Origin of the sequence: Olivibacter sp. 47, assembly GCF_030372825.1 — a bacterium.
Taxonomy (GTDB): domain Bacteria; phylum Bacteroidota; class Bacteroidia; order Sphingobacteriales; family Sphingobacteriaceae; genus Olivibacter; species Olivibacter oleidegradans.
The window spans coordinates 5,813,661-5,836,981 of sequence record NZ_JAUCNR010000001.1; the positions used below are offsets into that span (position 1 = coordinate 5,813,661).

Genomic DNA, 23,321 nt, shown 5'->3' on the forward strand with positions numbered 1-23,321 from the left:
AAAATTCGTTTTTAGCTCCCCTCTTTTGTTTATCAATACACGGGTTTTACTGTGTACCCTCTTTTTCTCAAAAGATTAATAACACCTTTATCCCCAGCCAAATGACCAGCCCCAAAAGCAAAGAAGGTGGCTTGAGATTTTGCACTTTCTTCTATAATGGAAATCCAATTGGCGTTTCTATTGTACAGCATTAGGTCTAAATAATCCTGCATGAGCGGATCAGTTATCGTTCGACTGTGCAAGGTGTGGATATCCTGGCTTTTATAAAGGTTGATAAGCTCGTTTATTTCCGTAGCCGTGCTGTCCAAATTAAATACCATTTCTTTTAGTTGTTCTGCTTGAACTTTATAAGGAATCGTATCAAAAAGCGCAGCCTGGCTCTCTACCGTTTCTAAGCCGGCGATATTCATACCTTTGGCTTTTGCTAAATCCACCAATTGCAATTCCCAGCTAGCGGGCTGACATTGTAATGCACCCATTAAAACAATGGAATATAGGCCAAAGGGCTTCATGTTATTTAGCGTTTCCAGACGAATATGCGCTATTTTTTCCAGGCTGTCACTTACCTGGCGATAGGTTAGGCTATCATATAAATCATGGTATGTCTTGCCTCGCATGCGCATATTTTCCATCATTTTCATACCGATCTGAGGATCCGAAAAATCCAGCTCAAGGTATAATTGTTGACTTGCTTCGAGCTTTTGCTTGAGGGCCTCTGTAAAAATTAAATCATCCGGACATAAAAGATGGAAAGTGCCAAACAGGTAAGAGGGGGTCGAAAGGCCATTTCCCGTGAATTCCCAAAGCGTCGTCCGATCTGTTGATGTTTGTGCTTTCGATGTAATAACGAAAGAAAACCATAGGAGCCCGATTAATAGAACAAATCGTTTCATAACATTTTATTCTTGATGCATTCTATTCATCTTCCTTCAAATTTTCATTGTCCAGATCCTCCAAAATCTTATTGACGTCTGCTTCGGTTTCAGTTAGTTTACTTTGCAGATTTTGATTAACAATGCCGCACGCTTCACTTTGTTTGAAAGCTCGTCTACCGTAATTTCTCCATCTTCGATTTCTTCCACGATTGTCTGAAGTTCTTCAAATGCTGATGTATAGCTTAATTGCTTATCCATTTTATTTCTTTATTTCGTTTACAAAAGTAACCTGACTATCTGTTTCGCCAAATGCTAAAATCGTCTTTACCTTATCGCCCACCTTCAAGACCTGCGCATCAGTTACAGCTTTTCCCTGAAAAAGCATGATGCTATACCCTCTTTTCAGTACATGTTGTGGGTCGAGTATAGATAGGTGGCGCTCTTGATTGTCCAGTGATTTAGTCGCTTCCACTAATAATCTCTTGGTGCCAGGTGCTAGATTTTTATGTAATGTTGTGAGAGCTGCATGGTGCTTTTTTGCGATCTGATGGCTTTGGCGGATTAGTTGATCTCTGATTTGCCGAATTACCTGTCTTGAACGCTTGCTTAAATGGAGGTTCTCACGTTTCAATCGTTGTCCTAGAAAAGTGATGGCCTGTTTTTCTTCCATTAAAGTGCGCTTTGACTGCGTGGATAATTGGCTTTTAAGGCGTTGAAACGATCCTTTCTCCTGGGCCAGTTGATATTTGCTTTGTTGAAGTGTACGGTTACGTAAATTCGCTAATTGATGCTTGTTTTCATGTAACATATTCAAGCTCGCCATTCTAAAATAGCGGATGTTGTTATTTAGCAATTGTTGCTGATTATCGAAGAGCTGCTGCGTTTTCAATCGAAGTACCTGTTCCGCATAGGTTACCGGGCGAGCAAAGTTGTGAAAATGTTGTAAAAGATAATCAGCCAACGCGCTGGGCGTGATGGCATTTTTATAGGCAACTAGCTCTGAAACGGTCTCATTGGTCGCATGGCCAATTCCGGTTATTACAGGGATAGGAAAAGTGGCAATGGCTTTCGCTAATAACACATTGTTGTAAGAGCTTAAACCAACCTCTCCTCCACCTCCTCTTATGATCGCAACGACATCAAAACGTTGCAGTTGTAAACGGATCTTGGCTAGCTGATCGATGATGGAGATCACGGATTTTTCACCCTGCAAAAGAGCCGGGAACAACTCGTACTCGAAACGATAACCGAAAGAATTATGATCGATAATCTTTAAAAAATCGGCTAAGCCTTTACTCGTTTCTACCGAAACGATGGCGATACGTTTAGGCAGTAAAGGAAAAGGCAACAGTTTGTTTGCCTCAAAAAGGCCCTCTTCTTTCAGCAAAGCAATACTGGCCTGTTTTTCTCGTTCCAATTCTCCTAACGAGTACGAAGGGTCGATATCGACAATATGTAGGCTCAATCCATGTACAGGATCGTAGCTAATTGATGCTTGTAAAAGTATATTGATCCCATTCTTTAATGGCTCTTTAATGATTTCGACAAAACGCTGATTAATACGCTCATAGTCGCTTTTCCATAATGTTGCCCGAATTTCTGCAATGACCTTTCCCTCTAGCTTCTCCAACAGCTCGGGATAACAATGACCTGAATGAGAATAGTGATTTAGTTTGTTCATTTCAGCCTTTATCCAATACAAGCTTTTATAGCGGTCTGCTATTGTCTTTTGGATGCTGCGAGCTACCTCCGCCAATGAAAAGATAGTTTTATCTGCAATTATTTCGGGCATACTCAAACTTAGATAAAATGCACGACATTCGCGAAGAGGAGTTGATTTTTTACACTACGCTATAGTGTAGATTCTTAAATAGCTTGCAGAAATACCAGTCTAAAAGCGTCGATTGTATGAAGTACGCTTCGACTAACGACCTCCCCACTAAAATAGTTTTAAGGCTATCCTTAATGTATTTGTTTGATTGAGGGGCTGGGCAGCACTTCTTGAATGCGCATACATTAGTCGGATCATTTTCCATTGTAAACCAACATGCAATTCACTGTAATTACTTAATTCAGACGTGTGTAGGTAATGCAATCCAATAAGCTCTTCAAGCTTCAGCTTTCGTAATAGGGGCACCTTACTGACGAACATACCGCCGAGATTATACTCCATATGGGCTTCCACGAAATTGGAAGGGGTGCTGTACTGATAATAATCTAAGGCTAAAAAGGAACTTAGCTGCTGGTCAACGAGTAAGATTCTATTTCCATTAAAGTGTTTGTAATCCGGATAAAAAAGTTGCTTATTGTTAAAAAAGCTTCCAGCGCTAACTGAAAAGGACACCTTGCCGTATAGACCTAGGCCCATATTGTTTTTTTGAACACTTGTGGTAAGCAAATCGTAATCGACATCTGAGCCTAAGACATTCTTAATGCCTTTAGTATATTGGATACCAAAGGTTGGATATTTAGAAACCAGATAACGTTTGCCCGTTGGGTACATGGCATAACGATTTGAAAAGTCATAACTTAAACCGACCCGGACTTTTGTGGATTTATTGTCTGTGAAAAGCGGAACGTCGGCGTCCGGTTGTAAGGGATTGTTGGAGGTAAGCTTATTTGAATTACGATCCCGGAACGTAAATCCGCTAGCATTGGGTAGCCAATGGCGGTTTGACCATTCCGCTTGCAGGCTGATTTTAATATTGCCCGGCAAGGTATTGCTCCACGCTATGGAAGCAAAGGTTTTTTCGTAGAGTTTTTGATAATTTTCCCCGACAAATAAGGTGTACAGGCTATTTAATAAAGTGGGAAGTGAACCCTGGTTGTTTAGATCGAGGACATCCCTACCGCCAGATAGTACGAAGGTTTGATTCTTAACAGGAAGATCCGTGCTCACGATACCATTGAGGTGTTTGTTTGCAAATCCATATCGAATGCGTCCATTTATACGAAAATATCGATTTAGCCCGCTGTCGAGTTGTCGATTGTAATTTATACCGTAATTAATCGCCAAACCTTCAACGCTATTAAAGAGCATTGATGTTAAGAGGCCGTTAAAGCGAATGGATTCTTTCTTATAACGATTGCGGTAGTTATACCCACTCGTTAGAAATGTCAGTGGTTTGAAGCGATTATTCTTTCTGTCGATGGAGTCCAAATACGCTTTCGATTGATGAAAACGATATAAACTATCTTTTGCTATATAGTCTTTTTGTTCTTCCGGACTTAATGGAACTGGCCTGTTCTTCGCCCAATACAGGCTGTCTTTCTTATTCACGTCTCCACTTATAGATAATACCTCCCGAAAAAGTCTCTTATCGGGCGCATCGATAAAGGTATAGTTTTGATAAATAGCCGTAAAATAACCACCAACTTGAAAGCCAAGTAGACCAGCCTTAAAATCCAATTGGATATTAGAAGGCATCCATTTGTTTTCCGTTACTTCTGTATAAAGCTGTTTGAGATTCAACGAATCGACAAAGTTGATGCTCGACTCCTTATCAAGTAGAAAATTCACACTATGAATACGCCATTCACCTTCAATAATATATATATTGCCTTTATAAAGTGGCTCTGCCTTTCTTTTAGGAATTACTTTAATTTTGATAATCGTCTTCCCTTTCTCTTCTGCGGTGCCTAGATATTGATATCGATAATATGCTAAAGCATTATCGGCAATGGGAGAAATAAAGGGCCTGTTACTCAAACCTTCAACAATATGTTGGTAGTTCTCGTAAAAATTAAGTTGAAGCTCAGAGGCCCTATTGAAACTAAAGGCTTTATTATCGCCTGAAATTTTGGAACTGATCATCTCTTCCTTGAAATCCTTGGGCGGATTGACGGTAATCTTGGACTCCGATTCAGATAAATAAATGATGCCTTTTCTTGCAGAATCCAGGCCAATTTCTTCTCCAATCTCGTTCATATCAACACCAAAGAATTTCTTTGGTGCTTTAATTAAACGTTGCAAGCCTTTTATATATACATGTGCGTGATAGGGGCCTGTTTCTTTTAAATAATAGGGCCTTTTCTTTATTGCCTTTCTAATGATGGAATAAGCGGGGTCTTCCCGGTTTCCGATAACTACCTCCTGTAATGTGTAAATCTCCCCATCTAAGTGAATGATAAGACTGTCGTGTTGAGGCGGTTTCACGGTGATTGTTTTTTGCTTGTAGCCCACTGCCGAAATACTTAATTGGTGCCGGCCTTCCGGTAGCGATAGGTTAAAATGTCCCTCTTTATTTGCCGAGGTGCCAATCGAAGAGCCTTCTTTAACAATAGTCGCAAATGGTATCGGAAAGCCATCGGCATCGCGTATCGATCCTTTTAAAGTTAGTTGTTGAGCTACGGCAATATTTGTAAACAGAAAGAAAATAAGGGTAACGATTCGATTCATCAGCATATGAGATATGCTCTTAAGATGGTCTGCAAGCCTGAAAGGTTACATTTATTTTTGTTAAAGTATGTTAATAAGGGTTTACGTGCTAAACCCGATATAACGAGATGAGCAGGTTAGACCGGGTTTTATTTTAAAAGGCCGTTAACTTTTAGTAGTTTAATGGAAATTCCTATTTGGCCTAAATGGTAAAGGTCGTGATGTATCATCCCTTCCAACAGCGCTTGAAAGGTGTATGTGCCGCATTCCTGAGCGAGAAAGGCATCATCCCGTATTTCAATCAAGCGTATCAAGTGGTATTGAGAAGCATAAAAATCATCTTTCAGTTTTTTCCATCCTATCTGCTTTAACTCATTGTTCGAACGCCAGTTTTCGTTGCTTTCTATGGTCAATGTGCTTTTTTGGCCTTGCAACTTACGGATACAATCCCTTCTCCATTCCAACAGATGTGAAACGATTTCGGCAACACTGTGTATATCGGGAATGGGCCGAGTGAGCGCCTGCTCCGGTGTTAATGTATCAATTTTTTTTATGAAGTTTTCATCTAACCATAGGTCACCGTCTTGAACATCCTGTAATTGCTTTACTAGATTTTGTATTAACAGATTACTCATAAAATAAGGCTTAAAATATAATGGTTTACAGTATTCCAAAGATAAAAAATCCGGCACAGATTTAACATATAGCTAATCGGAGTCGCTATATGTTTAGATCGATTACCGAAAGATAATCATTTCTATCATCTTTTCAGCTTTTATCATTAAATCTGTATTTTTACCGCAAATCACTGAATTTATGTATAAAACACTTCAACCTGTATTGCAAAAAGAATTGGCCGAAATAGAAGAGGCAGGCTTATATAAGCGGGAACGTATTATCACGACTCCTCAAGGCGCGGATATAAAAGTAAGTGGAGGCAAGGAAGTTGTGAATTTTTGCGCGAATAATTACTTAGGGCTTTCGTCTCATCCAAAAGTTATTGATGCTGCAAAAAGAGCAATAGACACACATGGTTACGGCATGTCTTCCGTACGATTCATTTGCGGGACACAGGATATACATAAAGAGCTGGAGGCAAAAATAGCTAAGTTTCTTGGGACGGAGGATACCATTCTGTATGCGGCAGCCTTTGACGCGAATGGGGGTGTTTTTGAACCGTTATTTGGAGCAGAAGACGCCATCATTTCTGATGAATTGAATCATGCGTCTATTATAGACGGCGTTCGCCTATGTAAAGCACAACGTTTCCGATACAAGAATGCGGATATGGAGGATTTGGAAAAGCAATTAATTGCTGCAAAAGGCGCTAGACATCGTATTATTGTTACCGATGGTGCTTTCTCGATGGATGGGGTGGTCGCTCCGCTGGATAAGATCTGTAATTTGGCGGATAAATACGAAGCCTTGGTTATGATTGACGAATCGCATTGCACGGGCTTTATCGGTAAAACAGGAAGAGGTACACACGAGCATTTTGGTGTTATGAGCCGCATTGATATTATTACAGGGACCTTGGGAAAAGCCTTGGGTGGTGCTTCCGGCGGATTTACTTCGGGGAAAAAGGAAATCATCGATATGCTTCGTCAACGTTCAAGACCCTATTTGTTTTCCAATACACTGGCACCGGCCATTGCTGGCGCTTCTATCGCAGTTCTGGATATGTTAAGCGAAACGACGGCATTACGGGATAAACTAGAATACAATACCAAGTACTTTAGAGAGAAGATGGCGGAAGCGGGATTTGATATTAAGCCTGGATTCCATCCCATTGTTCCGGTGATGCTTTACGATGCTAAATTAGCACAAGAGTTTGCCGCTAAAATGCTGGAAGAAGGGATCTATGTAATCGGATTCTATTATCCTGTTGTTCCTAAAGAAAAGGCCAGGATCCGCGTGCAATTATCTGCTGCTCATGAACAGGAACATCTAGACAAAGCAATCACCGCTTTTACCAAGGTAGGAAAGCAATTGGGTGTAATTAACTAGTTAAGATAAATTGATAATTGTATGGAATTAATTAATGCAAACAGGAAGGCCGGTGCTTCGCTGCTGTTCGTGAATTTCGAGCATTTTATCTAAGTTTGCAAAAAATAAACGGCCCATTGGCTGGGCTTTGTTTATTTTATAAAGAGTTAAAAATGAGTATACAGGAAAAAATTAATCAATATACAGAAGAGATAAACAATTGGACTCCTCATTCACAACAAGAAGTCGAAAACTATCGACTGAAATTTTTGGTAGCGAAAGGGATCGTCAAAGGATTGTTTGAAGAGTTCAAAAATGTTTCGAGTGAAGAAAAGCGGCTTTTGGGCAAAGTGTTGAATGAATTTAAACAATTGGCAGAAGCAAGATATGCCGAAACAAAGGATTTATTCGAGGTTTCTGCCGACTCTTCAAAGGATTCGAAAGAACAGGATTTGACCCTGCCCGGACCTGGTTTTGAAATTGGTACTCGCCATCCTTTGTCCCTTGTACGAAAAGAGATTGTGGAAATCTTCAAAAAACTTGGTTTCATTGTGGCCGAGGGTCCGGAAATTGAAGATGATTGGCATAATTTTACGGCGCTTAACTTTCCGGAAGAACATCCCGCAAGAGACATGCAGGATACCTTCTTTATCAGGAAACAAGAAGGTAATGATATTGCACTCCGTACGCACACTTCATCGGTGCAAGTACGAATGATGGAAAGTGGGACTCCTCCTTTCCGTGCTATTATGCCGGGACGTGTCTATAGAAATGAGGCAATATCCGCTCGAGCACATTGTTTTTTCCATCAGATAGAGGGTTTATATATCGATGAAGGTGTTTCTTTCGCTGATTTAAAACAGACCTTATACCATTTTGTTCAGGAACTTTTTGGTGAAGGAACCAAAGTTCGTTTCCGTCCATCTTATTTTCCTTTTACGGAACCGTCTGCTGAAATGGACATTTCTTGCACCATTTGCAAAGGAGCGGGATGTAATATGTGTAAATACACTGGTTGGGTTGAAATCCTAGGATGTGGTATGGTGGATCCGAATGTGTTAACAAACAGTAAGATTGACGCAAAGAAATATACAGGCTTTGCCTTTGGAATGGGCATTGAGCGCATAACTAACTTGAAGTATGAAATCAAAGACTTGCGTTTGTTTTCTGAAAATGATATACGTTTTTTAAGACAATTTGAAACCGAGACAATTTAAGACAAAGAGCTTCCTCTGGAAGATATGTCCGTTGCTGATCTTTATCGTCTGCGGCTGTGGAAAAGACTATTATGGGATTCCTGAGGTGGTTGTTAACCAAACGTTTTCTACCACCCAATACCACGAACTGGAGGTGGCGGGAGGCTACGCCGTGTCGGAAACCGGTGGTGTTGCCGGTATAATTGTTTATAATACAGGAAGCGGTTATGTAGCCTACGATCGTTGCAGTACAGTTAATCCGGAAAAAAAGTGTGCTGTAAATGTGGATGACACCGGTATTATTTTGGTAGATCCATGCAGCGGTGCGAAATATGATATCAGAAGCGGTATGCCTTCAAAGGCTCCGGCTGAGCGACCGTTAAAACCTTACCAGGTGAGGAGAGATGGGAATCTTATAAGAGTTATTAATTAAATGGAAGCAGATAAAATTAAAGAAAGTATCAAACGGTCGGCAAAGGATCTCTTCCGACGCTATGGTTATAACAAAACCAGCGTCAATGAGATCGCGAAAAAGGCTAAAATAGCCAAAGCTACCATTTATAAATACTTCGATAGCAAGGAAATGGTTTTACATGCCATCCTAATGGATTATATTCAGGTCGGCGTAGACGAACTCATACATAACCCAAGTACGGCTACCGATCAAGGCACGTATTTAAGTAATCTTATTTTGAAGGTCAGTCGTTTAACCTATACCATCTGTAATGAATTTATTGGCTGGGATTTCATTCGAGAGTCGGCCAATGCACAAGAGTATTTAAAAACGCTTTCTGACGATTTGGAGAATTTACTGATCAGTTCTTTTAACGAGAGCCATATTATTGATCCCGGTATACCTAAAGAAAACTTAGTATTTTTAATTAAGTCGAGCAAAAGTATTGTGTTTTCGTTCGCTTTTACGGCCGTAAGTGTGGCCGATGTTCGAAAGTATTTTGTTTCCTTTCAAAAAGAGATACTACCTTATTTAGTGAAAGCAACCGTCAGTTAACCCTTACTCGGTACTTTTAGGACTTAGATTCTTCGTTTTAAGGCATCAATTTTTTGATATGCGAGGTATTATAGCCTGGATTAAGGTGGCAAAGAACATGACCGAGACACAACCGACTAAATTAAGCCATAAAAAGGCCATCATATCTGCGCGCCAACAAATAATGACTAAAATTTCGGCAAAAATAGCAGCAATGAAGGTCGCAGTTCCCTTCGCGCGTTTCATATAAAAGGCAACAATAAATATGCCCAAGATGGTGCCGTAAAATAAGGACCCCAGAATATTGACCGCTTCAAGGAGATTACCAAGACGATTGGCATATAGTGCAATGATAATCGTAAATATACCCCAAAATAAGGTCATAAGCCTCGACACGTTTAGATAATTACTGGCACTGCCATCCCGATGAATAAATCGTTTGTAGATGTCAATAACAGATGTTGATGCCAGCGAATTGAGCGCACTCGCGGTTGATCCCATCGAAGCTAAAAAAACAATGGCTATTAAGATGCCTACGAGCCCTTTGGGAAGCTTTTCCGTGACGAAATTAAGAAAGATATAATTGTTATCATTCGTATCTGCTTTCGGGTCATTCTTTTGCATGAGGCGGGTTAGTTCTTCCCTGATTTCGGTCGTTTTTTGGTTGGCGCTATGTAAATCTTTTCTGATGTCGGCAATTTCAGCATCAGAATGCGTGTCCAACGCGTTGCTCAATTTATTGATTAAACGATGTTTCTCTTGAAAAACCGTATTGAATTGCTCTTTGATCTGCTGTAATTCAGATTGATAGGGACTTTTTTCAATTTTGTTTAATTCCAGTTTATTAAAGAAAATAGGGGGCTGATTGTACTGATAGTAGGCAAAAACGAGGACGCCGATCATTAATATCAGAAATTGAAGCGGAACTTTAACAAGGCCATTCATTAGTAGACCCAGTCGACTATCGCGTATCGAGGAGCCGGTCAGGTAGCGTCCAACCTGACTTTGATCGGTGCCAAAATAAGACAATTGTAAAAAAAAACCGCCTATTAAACCGCTCCACAAAGTATATTGGTTATTCCAGTCGAAAGAGAAATCAATCGCATTGGCTCTCCCGGATTTTCCCGCTATATGCAGGGCTTTTACCAAACCGATATCGGATGGTAATAGGTGGACAACCATTACACCCGCTGAAAGCAAGCCGATAAAGATGATACCCATCTGCAGCAGTTGGGTATAAGAGACGGCCTTCGTTCCTCCCCATACCGTATACATCACCACCAAGCAGCCAATGAACAAGGTCGTATAAGTAGCATCTATCTGCAAAATGCTCGAAAGGATAACAGAAGGAGCATAAATGGTAATGCCGGTGGATACACCGCGCTGTATAAGGAACAGAAATGCAGTGAAGACACGTGTTTTTACGTCGAATCTTTTTTCCAGGTATTCATAGGCGGTAAAGACCCGCATTCGGTGAAAAATAGGGACAAAAGTGATGCTCAGTACGATCATCGCCAAGGGTACGCCGAAGTAGAACTGTGCAAAGCTCATACCCGAGGAATAAGCAAGTCCGGGAGCTGAAAGGAACGTAATGGCACTGGCTTGTGTAGCCATTACGGAGAAGCCTATATGATACCAAGGAAGTGTTTTATTCCCTAATAGATAGCCATCAATATTGCTGCTGCCACGGCTCTTATATACGCCGTAGACAACAATCAGCAACAGCGTGCTGAAAAGTACGATCCAATCGATTAAACTCATTCAAAAGTTATTTTGAATAAGTAAAACAATAGAATCAGCGCAAATAGCCAAATCAACACTATCCAGTAGAATTGATGCCAGCTATTTACAAAAGGGGGGAGGCCTTTATCTTTAGGCAGGTTCTTCCTCACTTCTGCGCTTTACTAAAGCATTCAAGAAAAACATAGCGATAAACAGACCAATAACCAATCCGCCTACTACACCCCAAAAAGATTCGGCGCAATAGCCTCCGGTTAAAGCGCCAAAAAAAGCACCGATAAGATAGAATAAAGAGTCTGTGTTGATTTTCTTTTCTTGATTTTCCATGTTTAATTGTTTTCTTTTGCGAGCAAATTTACAAATAATCTATAAGCACCGGGCACTCCTGCCGGTAATTCTCTGAAAAAAGAAAGAGATGTGTAAACATATTTACCTTTTCCATACTTTGCTACTAAAAGTGACCCTTTGCTCTCTGCTTCACCCGAGTCATTCATAGCCAAAGGTAATTGGTAATGACTATCGGTATTGGATGCAAAGTATAACCCCCGTTCTTGTATCCAGCCTTCGAAGTCGTCCGCCGTTATTTTGTTGGGATATTGAAGAATGGGATGTTGCGGTTCGATGAGGCGAACCGGTGCATTTTCGTTAGTAACACGCTCTCTGGTGATAGTAAAGGGGTATGGACCAATTTGGGTGGTTTTCAGTCCGCCACTTACATTATATTGTTCTACAAGCGTACCGCCATTTTTTACATAATCCAGTAGTTTGGGTTGTATATAACGGATACGATCATTCACGTTATAGATTCTAATCCCTGTAATAATGGCATCGTATTGTTGAAGATCTTGATGCATAATATCGTTTTCGGATAAAACATCCATCTGTAACCCTATCTCACGCAATGATGCGGCAACGAGGTCACCGGCTCCAGGTAAATAGCCAATGCGCTTGGCAGATACCCCGGTCTCAATTTTACTTAAACGAGCACTTGCCGGCGGAAACCAGTTGATTCGTGGAATGTGGTCGTAGCGAATGGTCCGTATCGATTTCGCTATTTCATTTTGGCCATTTCTATAACGAACCTCGAAAGAGAGAGAGTCGTTCATGGAAGCGTTAGATGATGGATAAATGGTTGCTAGTTTAACCAATTCGTCGTCTTTTTCTTCCAAATCGACCGAAAAGGATGCCGGTTCCATCCGCCAGCCTTGCGGAAGCACGGGCGTAATATCCGCTTGGCTGTGATGACCGTTAGACGTAAAAGAGACCTCGATTTGCTTTGGTTCATTTCCATTAAAAATGATCGCTTTTTGATTGAGATTGACGGTCAGGGGGGGTGCTATAACAATCGGATTATTTACCTCACCACGTACGGGATCATTATATGAATAGGTGACGGGAAAAATATAGTCTATTTCTTTTCCTTCGATAGACAAGGTGGCAATTACCTGTGGAAGAAGATTGCCGGCTTCCGGTTTCCCAATGAGCTTTTGATCTTTTACCGTAAATGAACCTAGTTGATGCGGAAAGGCTAACCAGTAGGGTTGCGTAATTGTTTTTGCTTCAAAGGTGGTTTTTATTTGTTGCGGCTGATTATACGATAAATTGGTTGTACTGCTTAAAAAAGACTCGGTTTGATCACCGTTTTTTAGTGCCAAAAGCGAAACAGATAACCCGGGTTTTTGTACCACCAAATGAGTGCTCGCGTGAACAGTTTCACCGAGCGCGTATTTTTCGTCATCGGCTAAGCAGGCGCCCCAGATCCCTGCACAATCCAAAATAAGCCCTTTTACTTCTTTTATTTTTTGAAGAGCCCAATAATTATTTCCCAAGCCCTCTAGCTCGGTAAGAAGTTCCGTAAGCTTTTTAATAGAATATTCGGGATGCGCTAAATTGTAATGCTCTTGTAACTGCTGCACCAATTCTTGTACTTTTCTCGAAGCGGGAACTCTCGACCAGCTGGTATTGATGTCGTCGAATAAACTTTTCCGGGGAGGGGTGCCTCCTAAACTTTCAAAATATTCATACATTTCGCCTCTTTGAGCGGTGGTGCCAAAGCCCTGACTTTTGTGGTTGGTTCGACTGATAGCGGCAATCTCACCGTAGGTTCTGCCAATAAAGGAATTGTATTGTCCTAAATCTTCTCGAAATTGTCCTTCCTTAATTGTATTCGCGCTGCCAAAATTATAGGTGTTCCAGAGAATTCGAGTGGTCTTCCAAGGTTTTACATATTTTAGCTGCTCCGGAAAACGAGATGGATCTGCGGCAGCTTTAAAGGCCTCCTGTGCTAAGAGAGACGAGGCTTGGTGATGTCCATGTCCCGCTCTTGGGTCGCCCGGAAATCGAGTTATAATAACATCAGGTTGAAAGTTCCGGATTACCCAAACAGCATCTGCCAAAATTTTTTCTTTATTCCATATTTGAAAAGTCTCGTCAAAAGTTTTGGAAAAACCGAAATCGTTGGCTGTCGAGAAAAATTGTTCTCCGCCATCGTCCCTTCTCGCCGCTAATAGCTCTTGAGTCCGTACCAAACCAAGCTCTTCGGCTTGTTCGGTACCAATAAGGTTTTGTCCGCCGTCGCCGCGTGTTAACGACAAGTAACCGGTTCGATAAAGCCGTTCATTTGCTAGCCAGCCGATCAGCCGTGTATTTTCATCATCAGGATGTGCTGCAAAGTAAAGCACACTGCCCAGCGTGTTTAATTTTTGGATTCGCAATCTGATAGATGCAGCGTTATTAGTGGATGCGTTCTGTGCCAACAAGGGTTGGACAAATAGCGTAATCAAACTAATAATAAGCAGGGGAAGCAATTGTCTACGAGGCATACGGCAATGTTTAACGATTCTTGAGAAAGGTAACTAATTTCTGTATGGCGACCGCCCGATGGCTGATCTGATTTTTTTCGTCGGCCGACATTTCCGCAAAAGTTTTTATGTAGCCATCCGGAATAAAAATTGGGTCGTATCCAAATCCTCTTAATCCAATACGTTCCTGTGTAATCGAGCCCTTAACAATACCTTCAAAGAAATGGTGCTCTCCTCCCAATCGCAAGGAAATAACGGTTCTGAACTGCGCTTTCCGATTGGTTTTGTCAGCTAATTTGGATAATAGCAAGTCGATGTTTTTTTCCATGTCTCTCGAACCACTATAGCGAGCGGAGTAAACACCCGGTTCTCCGTTTAGCGCTTCCACCTCCAGCCCGGAATCGTCCGCAAAGCAATCGCGGGCATAATTACTTAGGATGTATTCACTTTTAAGCGAAGCATTGCCTTCAAAGGTGTCGGCGGTTTCCGGGATATCGACCTCACACTGTATTTCTGATAAGGATTGAATGGAGAATAGACCTTTCACCATTGCTTGAACTTCTTCCAGTTTATGTTTATTGTTCGTTGCAAAAACCAGTTGTTGCATATCTTCCATGTGTTAAAATTGCTTGTGTTTAAAAGGCTTTTACGGCTTGCCAAAAGAGCTTCTTCTTATTTGTATCTGTTAACATTTCCTCAAAAGAATAGGTGTAAAGTAATTCGATGGATTGTTGAGAAGACGCTATATTAAGAGATAAGCCATCTATGCCTACTTTAGCGGGTGATGGTCCGGCGAATATAATCCGTTGAGGATCAAAATAACTACATAGGTCTTCAAAATTTACGCCCGCTTCTATTTGAGCAAGATTCAGAACCGCCACATCATCCAGTGCAAGACCTAAAGCGTGTAATGTTTTGGTAAAGGCATCCAAGGCCGCCGGTGAGAAATGCCCTTCGGTCATATTTTCTACCAAATAGAGAATACGGCTTTTATTGGCTCCAAGAACGTTGAAAGTTGGGCGATCAATATTTGGTGATTGCTCGGTTGCTGCAGGAAAGTCAGCTTCGAAATCGAAGAGCAAATCATCCAGTAGGTAACGTAAAGCGAAAGGATTGGTAGTATTCAACTGCGTCATAGTACGATTGTGGTAAACCCAAACGAAAATAGAAGAATCTACACCGAGATGCAAACTTAGCGAGCGAATTCTAGTTATGAAACGGGTTTTTTACCTTTCTTTAAGAATTCCAGTAGATTACTGTTCGTGTTTTTTTTATGAAACCACTCGGATCGCTCAAATAGCCAAATAAGATGCAACGCGAAAAAAGTGCCAATCAGCGATCCTGCTAACAGGTCTTTGAAAAAGTGCTGAGATAGATATACACGTGATAGGGCTACCAAGAGAGCAATCAAAAAGAACCAGGGTTGGCGTCTTTGGCTGACAAAGATGTAAGATAAAGTGATGGTAAGTGAAAATATACAGGTGGTATGGCCGGAAGGGAAACTAAGTGAGTTTTGTAAGACATAATCTTTAATGGTATAAATCGCTTCTCCGTGCTCAAAAAAAACAGCTGGTCGTGGGTGCTTAACAATCATCTTTATTACCTGCGTAAAGAAACCGGTATAGAGCATAGTAGATACCAATAAAAATGAGTGACGCCAATTAATGAAAAGGAAAATAAAAGCTATAGCCACTGTAACGGGCCAGTCACCCAAATGCGTAATGAGCATAAAAATCTGATCGGCCATGGGGTCATGTAGACGATTGACCCATAAGAATAGCTCGGCTTGCGAATAAATAAGCGAGCACGTGATACCAATTAGCTGAAAGCAAACTAGTAATAAAATAAATACGGGGAATTGCTTTAAAAATGTTAGATAACTGTATTCGTAAGAGGCCGATGTATTCATTTTTTTATGCTTAACATTTCAAACATAATGAAAATGTTTATGTTTTTGCAAGCAGCAACTTGTTACTTAGGCAGCCATTTTTAACGTACAATAGCTTGTAATATTAAAGGAACGATTATTTTAATCAACTTTTCTTGATAAAAGTTGAGCAAAATCAAGGCTCGTGTAGGCTACCTTGCACCTGATGGCAAAGCATCAACGGCGCGTATTGGAGCCGTTTCACTTCCTCAATCCGCTTGGATAGTGCAACATGAACAGAGGTGCAAATGCTTTGCTGCTCGTTGCATCGGTATCCTCCAAGGCCGTTTTATCCCCCACCCGAGGCCTTGTCGGCTGCCCGCAAAAGCCCTCCGTTCTATTAAAATATCACCTAGGAAATTTGCGGTTTGCACGTTGAGGCACTACCTTTTATAGCAAAGTTCCAAGTGATGAGTTTTTGGTTACTTTTTGCGGAAAAAAGTGACAAAAATAATCGTTCTTTTATACGATCAAATTAGAGCATTACGCACTGCGAATTGTTGTCATCTGAAATAAAGGGTCAGCAATGAACCATTTTCTTGTTAAATTTCGTTAAATATGGAATAGAGTGTAATGGATTTGTGTAACTTAGCAAGCTATTAAAACTGCTTAGTATAAAAAATAGAATTTAACAAATGAAGAAGTTTGCTGGTTTGTTGACACTTATCTTCCTCGCGTGTGCGGGAGCACTGAGAGCTCAAGATGTACAGGTAATAGATAAAGTGGCGGCCGTTGTTGGTGGAAATATTATTCTCCAATCGGATATAGAGATGCAGTACGCGCAATATCTTTCCGAGGGTAACCGTGCTGATCCAGGGGTCAAATGTATGATTTTAGAGCAGCTGTTAACAAACAAGCTTTTAACACAGCAGGCAGCAATTGACTCGATCGAGGTAACCGAAGATGAGGTGGATGATAATATCAATAACCGTTTACGATATATGACACGTCAAGCCGGTGGTCAGGAGCAATTGGAAAAATTCTTGAACCGATCGTTGCTTCAATACAAGGAAGAAATGAGGCCCGCTGTCAAGGAGCAATTGATTGCACAGAAAATGCAGGCGAAAATTACAGAGAAAACCGGGATTACCCCATTGGAGGTGAAAAGGTATTTCGAGAAAATTCCTAAAGACAGTTTGCCTAATTACAATACGGAAGTTGAGGTCGGAGAGATCGTCGTATTTCCAAAATTGACGAAAGAAGAAAAACAGCCCTTTTATGATCGTGCAGAATCTCTTCGGATGGGGATTAAAGCCGGAGACGACTTTGGAACAATGGCAAGGTTATATTCTCAGGATCCGGGGTCAGCTTCTTCAGGCGGTGATCTAGGTTTTTTTGATAGAAGTAGTATGGTAAAAGAATTTACCTCGGTTGCTTTTAGACTAAAACCAGGTGAGATCTCCAATGTATTTGAATCGGAATATGGCTTTCACTTTTTACAAGTACTTGAACGTAGAGGCGAACAGGTTAGGGCACGGCACATATTGATTGGCGTAAAACCAAACGAGCAAAGCATGGAGCGGGCTAAAAAGCAGATTGATAGCATTTACACACAAGTTAAAGACAATAAAATACCATTCTCTACGGCCGCAGCCCTATATTCCGGCGATGAGATGACTAAATACAATGGTGGGATGATGCTTAATGCGATGAATCAGCAAACGCGTACTACATACATCCCTGTAGACCAGCTGGATGCAGCAGATTTCTCCGCTATTGACACCTTGAAAGCCGGCGAATACTCGAAGCCCTTTGCTTTTTCCGACCCGCAGACTAAAAAAGAGGGCTACAGATTCTTGTACCTTAAGTCGCGCACCGAACCGCATAGAGCTTCTTTAGAAAAGGATTATGCGAAAATTAAAGAGTTGGCGGAAGCGGATAAACTGAATCGTGTAGTCAGTGAGTGGTTCGAAGAACGTAGAAAGACTACCTATATAAGAATTGATGATGAATTCAATACCTGCGCAGAATTGAAAGATTGGGTTCGAGAGAGTGAAATAAATAACGCGCAAGCACAAGTCAAAGAATAAAATTGATTAAAAAAGTAACGGGGCGCATATCTATATGCGCCCCGTTATTTTTATACCCATTTTGTGTAGACTATTTCTCAAAATACATATCAACGCTCACTTTCCACATGGAATCTTCCTGTAGTTCCCAAATGCGAATATAATAGCATTTTGTGACTTTATTTCCCTGGCGGATAATGGCATCGCCCTGACTATATGCTAACTCACCACTATAAGTACGGTCTACTTTGTGTTCTGTACTTTCGATATTGATGTCCGCTTTCTTTAAAAAGGCACGAATGTCGTCTATGCCGATAACCGGAGTATACCCAGGGATATAAATCCGGGCATAATCTGTTAAGAACTCCTTGAAAGCGGTTTGGTTATCAGCTTTCAAAATAGTTGAAAAAAGCTGATCAGTACTTAATATGATATCTTCCCGTTGTTTTAGTCGAGCCTTCGATCTAGACTTTCGATACTTATTGTCTACCGGGCTCTCTAGAATGGCAGGTACATGCTCTGTTGGTGCGCCATGTTCGCTGATTGCACGATAAGCAATTTTCCACTCACCCTTGCGATCCAATTTCCATAGACAGAAATATTCGCCATATTTCTTCTTGTATCCTACGTTTTGCCATGAAATAGGGCCCGTTGTAAAACCCCATTCATTACTTTTTGATACTTTGGCGTAAACCGGCTTCCATGTCATCACATCCGGTACACGAGCTTTGCTTTTAAAATAAATTTCGGCTTGGGTCGGTGCGGGGGTGAAGAACACCGTACTTTCATCGCTATAGTTCTTATAAGCTGCTAAAACACCTCTATTGGTGGCTAAAACGCCCATGTTATACTCGGCGGATACTAGTTGATTTATTTGATCGGAGGATTCTTGCTGAGCCCACACTGTGTTGCCTAAAAAGGCGATCATACTTAGGGCAACTAAAATAAATCTAAACATTCTTTTTATAAATATTTTTAAGGCTTCTCCCCTGCCAAATTAATGCCAAATTTTTTTTGTGGATTTACGACTTGCTCCAAACGGTACCTTCCTTACTGTCTTTCAGTTGGAATCCCATTTCCTGTAAACTATTGCGAATCAAATCAGATGTCGCGTAATCTTTGGAAGCTTTGGCTTCTTGTCTTAGTTTAATAATGAAGTCCATTAATTTTTCCAAATCCCCATTATTCTCCGTTTGATCATCTTTTAATCCAAGGATATTGAATACGAAATCGTTTACCAGTGTATTCAATTGCGCTAAGCCCTTTGCATCAATCTTGGTTTTATTGTCGTACACACTGTTGATAATACGTACAACTTCAAACAGCTCGGCAATCAGCACCGGACTATTGAAGTCATCATTCATGGCAGCTATAAAACGTTGCTTTATTTCTTCAAAGTCAACTTCCGAAGACGCTGAAGCCTTTAATTTGGGTAGTAAAGCAATGGCGTTCATTAACCGACGGTAGCCTTTGTCAGATGCTTCCAGGGCCTCATTCGAAAAGTCTAGCGTGCTTCTATAATGGGCTTGCAGCATAAAGAAACGAACCGACATAGGCGAATATCCACGGGTTAATAAGGGATGATCTCCGGTGAACAATTCCCTTGGAAGAAATCCGTTTCCCGCAGATTTCGACATACGTGCGCCATTAACGGTTAACATGTTTGTATGCATCCAATATTTAGCAGGGTTGGTATGATTGCAAGCTTGCGATTGGGCAATTTCGTTCGTATGGTGAGTTGCTGCCAAGTCCATTCCCCCTCCATGAATATCGAACTGATGGCCTAAATATTTGTTGCTCATCGCTGAACATTCGATATGCCATCCCGGAAAGCCTACGCCCCATGGCGATGGCCACCGCATAATGTGCTCTGGTTTAGCTTTAATCCATAAAGCGAAGTCGAGTCTTCCCTTTTTTTCGTCCTGGCCGCCCAGTTCACGGGTATTATTTAGCATGTCTTCAAGCTGCCGATTGGTAAGAATTGTATAATCGTTATTTTTGCTGTACTTTTCGACATCAAAGTATACCGTGCCGTTTACTTCATAGGCATAACCGTTTGCGATGATTTGCTTTACCATCTCGATTTGCTCAGAAATGTGACCGGTAGCTGTAGGTTCAATGCTTGGAGGAAGCGTATTGAATAATCGTAGAACATCATGGAAGCCGATCGTATACTTCTGCACAATTTCCATTGGTTCCAATTGTTCCAGCTTCGCTTTTTTTGCAAATTTATCATCCCCCTCATCACGGTCTCCTTCTAAATGTCCGGCGTCAGTTATGTTTCTAACATAACGAACTTTATAGCCCGAATACAACAGATAACGATAAATCAGGTCAAAGGATACGAATGTACGGCAGTTGCCTAAATGCACGTCACTATAAACGGTAGGGCCACACACATATAAGCCTACCATGGGCGGGTTTATGGGTTCAAAAATTTCTTTCTTTCGGCTAAGCGTATTATAAATGACTAAATTGCTGCTCATTCGTTTTATTTTTAAGGAATATGTTTTATGGGTACAAGGTACACCGCTAAGTAGATTTTGCGAATTTAGTAATTTCCTTTCATTCCATGCTATTTTTAGAATCCTGTTGGCGAGAAAGGACAATAAGAAGACGTTGCCTCAAACTCGCTATAAGGCAAGATCACTCCAAACAGCATAATGATCGGATAACTTTTTCTTCAAAATCTGATAATGCTTAACCTCAAAGGTCTTAGATGAAAGTATATAATCTATTTGAAAGTTTGGAAATTCACCGTTGTAAGTAATCCCCCAACCCGCACCCTTCTTCTCGAAACTATTGTTCAAATCGCTAGATACGGTGTGCACGGCAAAAGATAGAGGGGTGTCATTGAAATCGCCGGTTATAATTACCGGTTTACGACAGCGATTAATCTCTTCCTTAATTCGCTTCGCTTGCTCACTCCGTTCAAAAAAAGCATGTTTTAAGCGAGAGCCAATACGTTTAGTAGATGCAACATTATCATTTTCAAAACTCCGACTTTTTACGTCTTTTACAAAAGCGTAATCCTGTGGTTGAAAACCGATAGATTGCAGGTGGATATTGTAAACGCGGAAAGCACGACCATTTTTTACGATATCGGCATATATAGCTCTATTTAATGTTCGTTTACCTTGATAATTAGGAATTGATCCGGCATTTTTTATCGGATAACGCGATAAAATAATGAGGCCGTAAGCTTCGTACTCATTTTCAACTACAGGATGGAAATAGCTGTAAGAAAGTCCTAAAGCAGGAGCCATGTTTTGCCGGCTGTTGTATTTTCCTTTTTTCCTTGTATAGAACTCCTGCATACATACAATATCCGGTGACACACTTTGGATAAGTTCGGTTACGGCTGTTTTCGTTTTTGGTTGCACGTCCTGATCTTCTTTCCGAAATAAATGTACATTATATGTTAATACTCTTATACTACTGCTGTCGGGCCGCTTAATCGATGCCTCGTCTGGTTTACTGCGAAAACCTATATGCTTTTTTAGTGGAACGTAGCCACAGAGAATACAAAGCAGTGATAAAATAAGGTATTTGGATTTTTTAAATGCCCAAAGAATGATGAATACCAAATTAGCTAATAAGAAAATAGGGTATCCTAAACCAAAAAAAGCGAGCGGCCAAAAACTTTGCGGGTCGATGTAAGGAGCTAGGTAACTTAGACATAACAACAAAACGCACAAAGCATTAATACCAAGCAGCACGAATTTTCCCAGGCTTCTTTTTCTTTTCCCTTTCCTTATTTTTGCGCCCATGGAATAAATTTAATCTTGATCTTGCTTCCCCGCATTAAATAAGGCTTCCTTTTCCGCTTTACTTAAGCTATTATATCCGGATCGGGATATCTTATCCAGAATGCTATCAATATATTCTTGATTGGTGAAGGTTTCCTTGCTCTTTCGAGGGGCATCATTTTTTATAATCCGAAGCTTCTTCTTTTTAGCCTGGATTAGCCTGCTCCAGTCATTGCCTTTACGAAGCTGTAAGATATAAACGAATCCCAAAAGCCCTCCACCTAAATGAGCGAGGTTTCCTCCTAAGTTTCCACCTCCAAGGCCTAATAAATTTAAGACGATAAAAGCTACTGCCAAATATTTTAAACGAACGTTTCCGAAAAACAACAGACGAATGGTATAATCAGGCACCAAGGTTGCGGTAGCAACGACGACCGCATATACAGCTCCGGAAGATCCTATTAGCACAGCAAAGCCGGCACCTAAAGAAGGAAACAGATTATAAAGGATTAAGAATAAAATGCCACCAACTAAACCACCCGCGAGATAGGTAAAAGTAAATTGTCTAGTATTTAGAAAATCAAGAAAGATAAGACCAATCCAATAAAGCCAAAGCATATTAAATAAGAAGTGAAAAAAATCCACTTGCGTAAACATATACGTGGCGATAGACCATGGCCGGTACAATAACCTGTTCAAATTGGCAGGCAAGGAGAGCTGTTCAACCAAAAAAGAACTTACGGGCGTTTTTGCGAAGAAATCTATTACCGAAAAAAGTCCCATCACAATGAAAACAATCGTGTTGATGGCTATAAAGAAGTTAAGCGTATTTCCCGATCGAAATGCCTTATAGTAAAGTTCGCCAAAAAATGATCTCTTCATAATTTTCTATCTCGTTGATCTTTATATTAAAGCTAACCCCATAATCCCGGACGTTTGATTCCCCAGATCTTAATGAGAATAAAGCCGAACAAGGCTCCTCCTAAATGTGCAAAATGGGCCACAGAATCGCCTGAGAATTTTGATACACCCAAAAATAATTCCAATACAATATAAATCGGAATAAATATTTTCGCTTTTATTGGGATAGGAATAAACATCAGGTATAATTCGGTATTTGGAAACAAATAGCCGAATGCAACCAATAAGCCGAATATAGCACCGGAAGCGCCTACCATAGGGGTAAAGTACACGGAAGCGAGGGTATCAAAGTTAGCTTTTGAAATACCGTCTATTTTACTTGCGACCATCCCCGTTTCAAAATTAAAATCCAACACGCTTTTAGCAGAAGGCGATCCGGTAATATTGAAGACCTCAAAAGCTTGTACGCCAAATTGAAGTGCAAGTGCCCCGAGTCCGGTAATAAGGTAAAAGTAAACAAATCGTTTAGAGCCCATGATCCGTTCCAATATGGGGCCGAACATGTATAAGGCGAACATGTTAAAAAAGATGTGCGCTAAACCTCCGGCATTGATATTCCCATGCATGAACATATAGGTGATTGGCTGCCACCAATGAAACATGGGCGAATCAAAATAATAGACGGGAAAGATTGTATATGCATATTTAAATACAAAATTTGCGCCAATGAAACAGATGATGTTTGCGATCAGTAAGTTCTTTACCACTGGCGGAATCCCACCAAATTGAGCGGATGAGTTATTAAACATGT

General features: G+C 40.8%; 21 protein-coding genes. 5 read left to right on the top strand and 16 right to left on the bottom strand.

Annotated elements, in window-relative coordinates:
• Positions 1-32 precede the first annotated feature (32 nt).
• The 5 genes from QT327_RS25150 to QT327_RS25170 form a co-directional block, all read right to left on the bottom strand.
• Positions 33-893 (bottom strand): TraB/GumN family protein, encoded by an 861-nt coding sequence (locus QT327_RS25150; RefSeq protein ID WP_130854544.1) that lies wholly within the window; start codon positions 891-893, stop codon positions 33-35.
• A gap of 93 nt (positions 894-986) precedes the next feature.
• Positions 987-1,133 (bottom strand): exodeoxyribonuclease VII small subunit, encoded by a 147-nt coding sequence (gene xseB, locus QT327_RS25155; RefSeq protein ID WP_289554227.1) that lies wholly within the window; start codon positions 1,131-1,133, stop codon positions 987-989.
• 1 nt (position 1,134) lies between these two features.
• Complete coding sequence (gene xseA, locus QT327_RS25160; RefSeq protein WP_130854543.1) at positions 1,135-2,667, bottom strand: exodeoxyribonuclease VII large subunit; 1,533 nt, start codon at positions 2,665-2,667, stop codon at positions 1,135-1,137.
• A gap of 147 nt (positions 2,668-2,814) precedes the next feature.
• Positions 2,815-5,274 carry a DUF5686 and carboxypeptidase regulatory-like domain-containing protein gene (locus tag QT327_RS25165; RefSeq protein WP_165446900.1) on the bottom strand — a complete coding sequence of 820 codons (2,460 nt, stop codon included), beginning with the start codon at positions 5,272-5,274 and terminating at the stop codon, positions 2,815-2,817.
• A gap of 128 nt (positions 5,275-5,402) precedes the next feature.
• Complete coding sequence (locus QT327_RS25170; protein WP_130854541.1) at positions 5,403-5,888, bottom strand: DinB family protein; 486 nt, start codon at positions 5,886-5,888, stop codon at positions 5,403-5,405.
• A gap of 181 nt (positions 5,889-6,069) precedes the next feature.
• Here QT327_RS25170 and kbl point away from each other — a divergent pair, with 181 nt between their 5' ends.
• The 4 genes from kbl (at position 6,070) to QT327_RS25190 (ending at position 9,444) form a co-directional block, all read left to right on the top strand.
• Positions 6,070-7,260, top strand: a complete 1,191-nt coding sequence (gene kbl / locus QT327_RS25175) for a glycine C-acetyltransferase (protein WP_130854540.1) — start codon at positions 6,070-6,072, stop codon at positions 7,258-7,260.
• Positions 7,261-7,412: 152 nt separating this feature from the next.
• Positions 7,413-8,456: a phenylalanine--tRNA ligase subunit alpha gene (pheS, locus tag QT327_RS25180; protein WP_041387171.1), complete on the top strand. Its 1,044-nt coding sequence runs from the start codon at positions 7,413-7,415 to the stop codon at positions 8,454-8,456.
• Complete coding sequence (locus QT327_RS25185; RefSeq protein WP_013664751.1) at positions 8,437-8,868, top strand: Rieske (2Fe-2S) protein; 432 nt, start codon at positions 8,437-8,439, stop codon at positions 8,866-8,868. The genes pheS and QT327_RS25185 overlap by 20 nt, the downstream gene beginning before the upstream one ends.
• A complete protein-coding gene (locus tag QT327_RS25190) occupies positions 8,869-9,444 on the top strand; it encodes a TetR/AcrR family transcriptional regulator (protein WP_013664752.1) in 576 nt (191 codons plus the stop codon). It begins immediately after the preceding gene.
• Between the two features lie 45 nt (positions 9,445-9,489).
• On the opposite strand, the gene QT327_RS25195 is transcribed toward QT327_RS25190, so the two are convergent.
• From QT327_RS25195 to QT327_RS25220, 6 genes are all read right to left on the bottom strand, one after another.
• Entirely contained in the window at positions 9,490-11,184 is a 1,695-nt protein-coding gene (locus tag QT327_RS25195; RefSeq protein WP_130854539.1) for a sodium:solute symporter family protein, read from the bottom strand.
• 111 nt (positions 11,185-11,295) lie between these two features.
• A complete protein-coding gene (locus tag QT327_RS25200; protein ID WP_013664754.1) occupies positions 11,296-11,490 on the bottom strand; it encodes a hypothetical protein in 195 nt (64 codons plus the stop codon).
• Positions 11,491-11,492: 2 nt separating this feature from the next.
• Positions 11,493-13,985, bottom strand: coding sequence for a PIG-L family deacetylase (locus QT327_RS25205; RefSeq protein WP_130854538.1), 2,493 nt, complete (start codon positions 13,983-13,985; stop codon positions 11,493-11,495).
• Positions 13,986-13,995: 10 nt separating this feature from the next.
• Positions 13,996-14,571, bottom strand: a complete 576-nt coding sequence (locus tag QT327_RS25210; protein ID WP_013664756.1) for a non-canonical purine NTP diphosphatase — start codon at positions 14,569-14,571, stop codon at positions 13,996-13,998.
• Between the two features lie 28 nt (positions 14,572-14,599).
• Positions 14,600-15,100: a hypothetical protein gene (locus tag QT327_RS25215; protein ID WP_130854537.1), complete on the bottom strand. Its 501-nt coding sequence runs from the start codon at positions 15,098-15,100 to the stop codon at positions 14,600-14,602.
• A 74-nt stretch (positions 15,101-15,174) separates the two neighbouring features.
• Positions 15,175-15,873, bottom strand: a complete 699-nt coding sequence (locus QT327_RS25220; RefSeq protein WP_013664758.1) for a phosphatase PAP2 family protein — start codon at positions 15,871-15,873, stop codon at positions 15,175-15,177.
• 653 nt (positions 15,874-16,526) lie between these two features.
• Between QT327_RS25220 and QT327_RS25225 the strand changes: the two genes are divergently transcribed.
• Complete coding sequence (locus QT327_RS25225) at positions 16,527-17,921, top strand: peptidylprolyl isomerase (RefSeq protein ID WP_013664759.1); 1,395 nt, start codon at positions 16,527-16,529, stop codon at positions 17,919-17,921.
• A 70-nt stretch (positions 17,922-17,991) separates the two neighbouring features.
• On the opposite strand, the gene QT327_RS25230 is transcribed toward QT327_RS25225, so the two are convergent.
• From QT327_RS25230 to QT327_RS25250, 5 genes are all read right to left on the bottom strand, one after another.
• A complete protein-coding gene (locus QT327_RS25230; RefSeq protein WP_130854536.1) occupies positions 17,992-18,858 on the bottom strand; it encodes a hypothetical protein in 867 nt (288 codons plus the stop codon).
• Positions 18,859-18,922: 64 nt separating this feature from the next.
• Positions 18,923-20,386 (bottom strand): cysteine--tRNA ligase, encoded by a 1,464-nt coding sequence (cysS, locus tag QT327_RS25235; protein ID WP_013664761.1) that lies wholly within the window; start codon positions 20,384-20,386, stop codon positions 18,923-18,925.
• A 147-nt stretch (positions 20,387-20,533) separates the two neighbouring features.
• A complete protein-coding gene (locus QT327_RS25240; protein ID WP_130854535.1) occupies positions 20,534-21,670 on the bottom strand; it encodes an endonuclease/exonuclease/phosphatase family protein in 1,137 nt (378 codons plus the stop codon).
• Between the two features lie 9 nt (positions 21,671-21,679).
• Positions 21,680-22,531 (bottom strand): rhomboid family intramembrane serine protease, encoded by an 852-nt coding sequence (locus QT327_RS25245; protein ID WP_013664763.1) that lies wholly within the window; start codon positions 22,529-22,531, stop codon positions 21,680-21,682.
• A 32-nt stretch (positions 22,532-22,563) separates the two neighbouring features.
• A complete protein-coding gene (locus QT327_RS25250) occupies positions 22,564-23,319 on the bottom strand; it encodes a rhomboid family intramembrane serine protease (protein WP_130854534.1) in 756 nt (251 codons plus the stop codon).
• Positions 23,320-23,321 lie beyond the last annotated feature (2 nt).

Bases quoted from the DNA above. Each gene is read 5' to 3' on its own strand.
- QT327_RS25150 (WP_130854544.1), bottom strand. From the start codon at position 893: ATGAAACGATTTGTTCTATTAATCGGGCTCCTATGGTTTTCTTTCGTT.
- QT327_RS25240 (WP_130854535.1), bottom strand. From the start codon at position 21,670: ATGGGCGCAAAAATAAGGAAAGGGAAAAGAAAAAGAAGCCTGGGAAAA.
- QT327_RS25165 (WP_165446900.1), bottom strand. From the start codon at position 5,274: ATGAATCGAATCGTTACCCTTATTTTCTTTCTGTTTACAAATATTGCC.
- QT327_RS25245 (WP_013664763.1), bottom strand. From the start codon at position 22,531: ATGAAGAGATCATTTTTTGGCGAACTTTACTATAAGGCATTTCGATCG.
- xseB (WP_289554227.1), bottom strand. From the start codon at position 1,133: ATGGATAAGCAATTAAGCTATACATCAGCATTTGAAGAACTTCAGACA.
- QT327_RS25215 (WP_130854537.1), bottom strand. From the start codon at position 15,100: ATGACGCAGTTGAATACTACCAATCCTTTCGCTTTACGTTACCTACTG.
- QT327_RS25190 (WP_013664752.1), top strand. From the start codon at position 8,869: ATGGAAGCAGATAAAATTAAAGAAAGTATCAAACGGTCGGCAAAGGAT.
- xseA (WP_130854543.1), bottom strand. From the start codon at position 2,667: ATGCCCGAAATAATTGCAGATAAAACTATCTTTTCATTGGCGGAGGTA.
- QT327_RS25220 (WP_013664758.1), bottom strand. From the start codon at position 15,873: ATGAATACATCGGCCTCTTACGAATACAGTTATCTAACATTTTTAAAG.
- kbl (WP_130854540.1), top strand. From the start codon at position 6,070: ATGTATAAAACACTTCAACCTGTATTGCAAAAAGAATTGGCCGAAATA.
- QT327_RS25205 (WP_130854538.1), bottom strand. From the start codon at position 13,985: ATGCCTCGTAGACAATTGCTTCCCCTGCTTATTATTAGTTTGATTACG.
- QT327_RS25200 (WP_013664754.1), bottom strand. From the start codon at position 11,490: ATGGAAAATCAAGAAAAGAAAATCAACACAGACTCTTTATTCTATCTT.
- QT327_RS25170 (WP_130854541.1), bottom strand. From the start codon at position 5,888: ATGAGTAATCTGTTAATACAAAATCTAGTAAAGCAATTACAGGATGTT.
- pheS (WP_041387171.1), top strand. From the start codon at position 7,413: ATGAGTATACAGGAAAAAATTAATCAATATACAGAAGAGATAAACAAT.
- QT327_RS25195 (WP_130854539.1), bottom strand. From the start codon at position 11,184: ATGAGTTTAATCGATTGGATCGTACTTTTCAGCACGCTGTTGCTGATT.
- cysS (WP_013664761.1), bottom strand. From the start codon at position 20,386: ATGAGCAGCAATTTAGTCATTTATAATACGCTTAGCCGAAAGAAAGAA.
- QT327_RS25210 (WP_013664756.1), bottom strand. From the start codon at position 14,571: ATGCAACAACTGGTTTTTGCAACGAACAATAAACATAAACTGGAAGAA.
- QT327_RS25225 (WP_013664759.1), top strand. From the start codon at position 16,527: ATGAAGAAGTTTGCTGGTTTGTTGACACTTATCTTCCTCGCGTGTGCG.
- QT327_RS25250 (WP_130854534.1), bottom strand. From the start codon at position 23,319: ATGTTTAATAACTCATCCGCTCAATTTGGTGGGATTCCGCCAGTGGTA.
- QT327_RS25230 (WP_130854536.1), bottom strand. From the start codon at position 18,858: ATGTTTAGATTTATTTTAGTTGCCCTAAGTATGATCGCCTTTTTAGGC.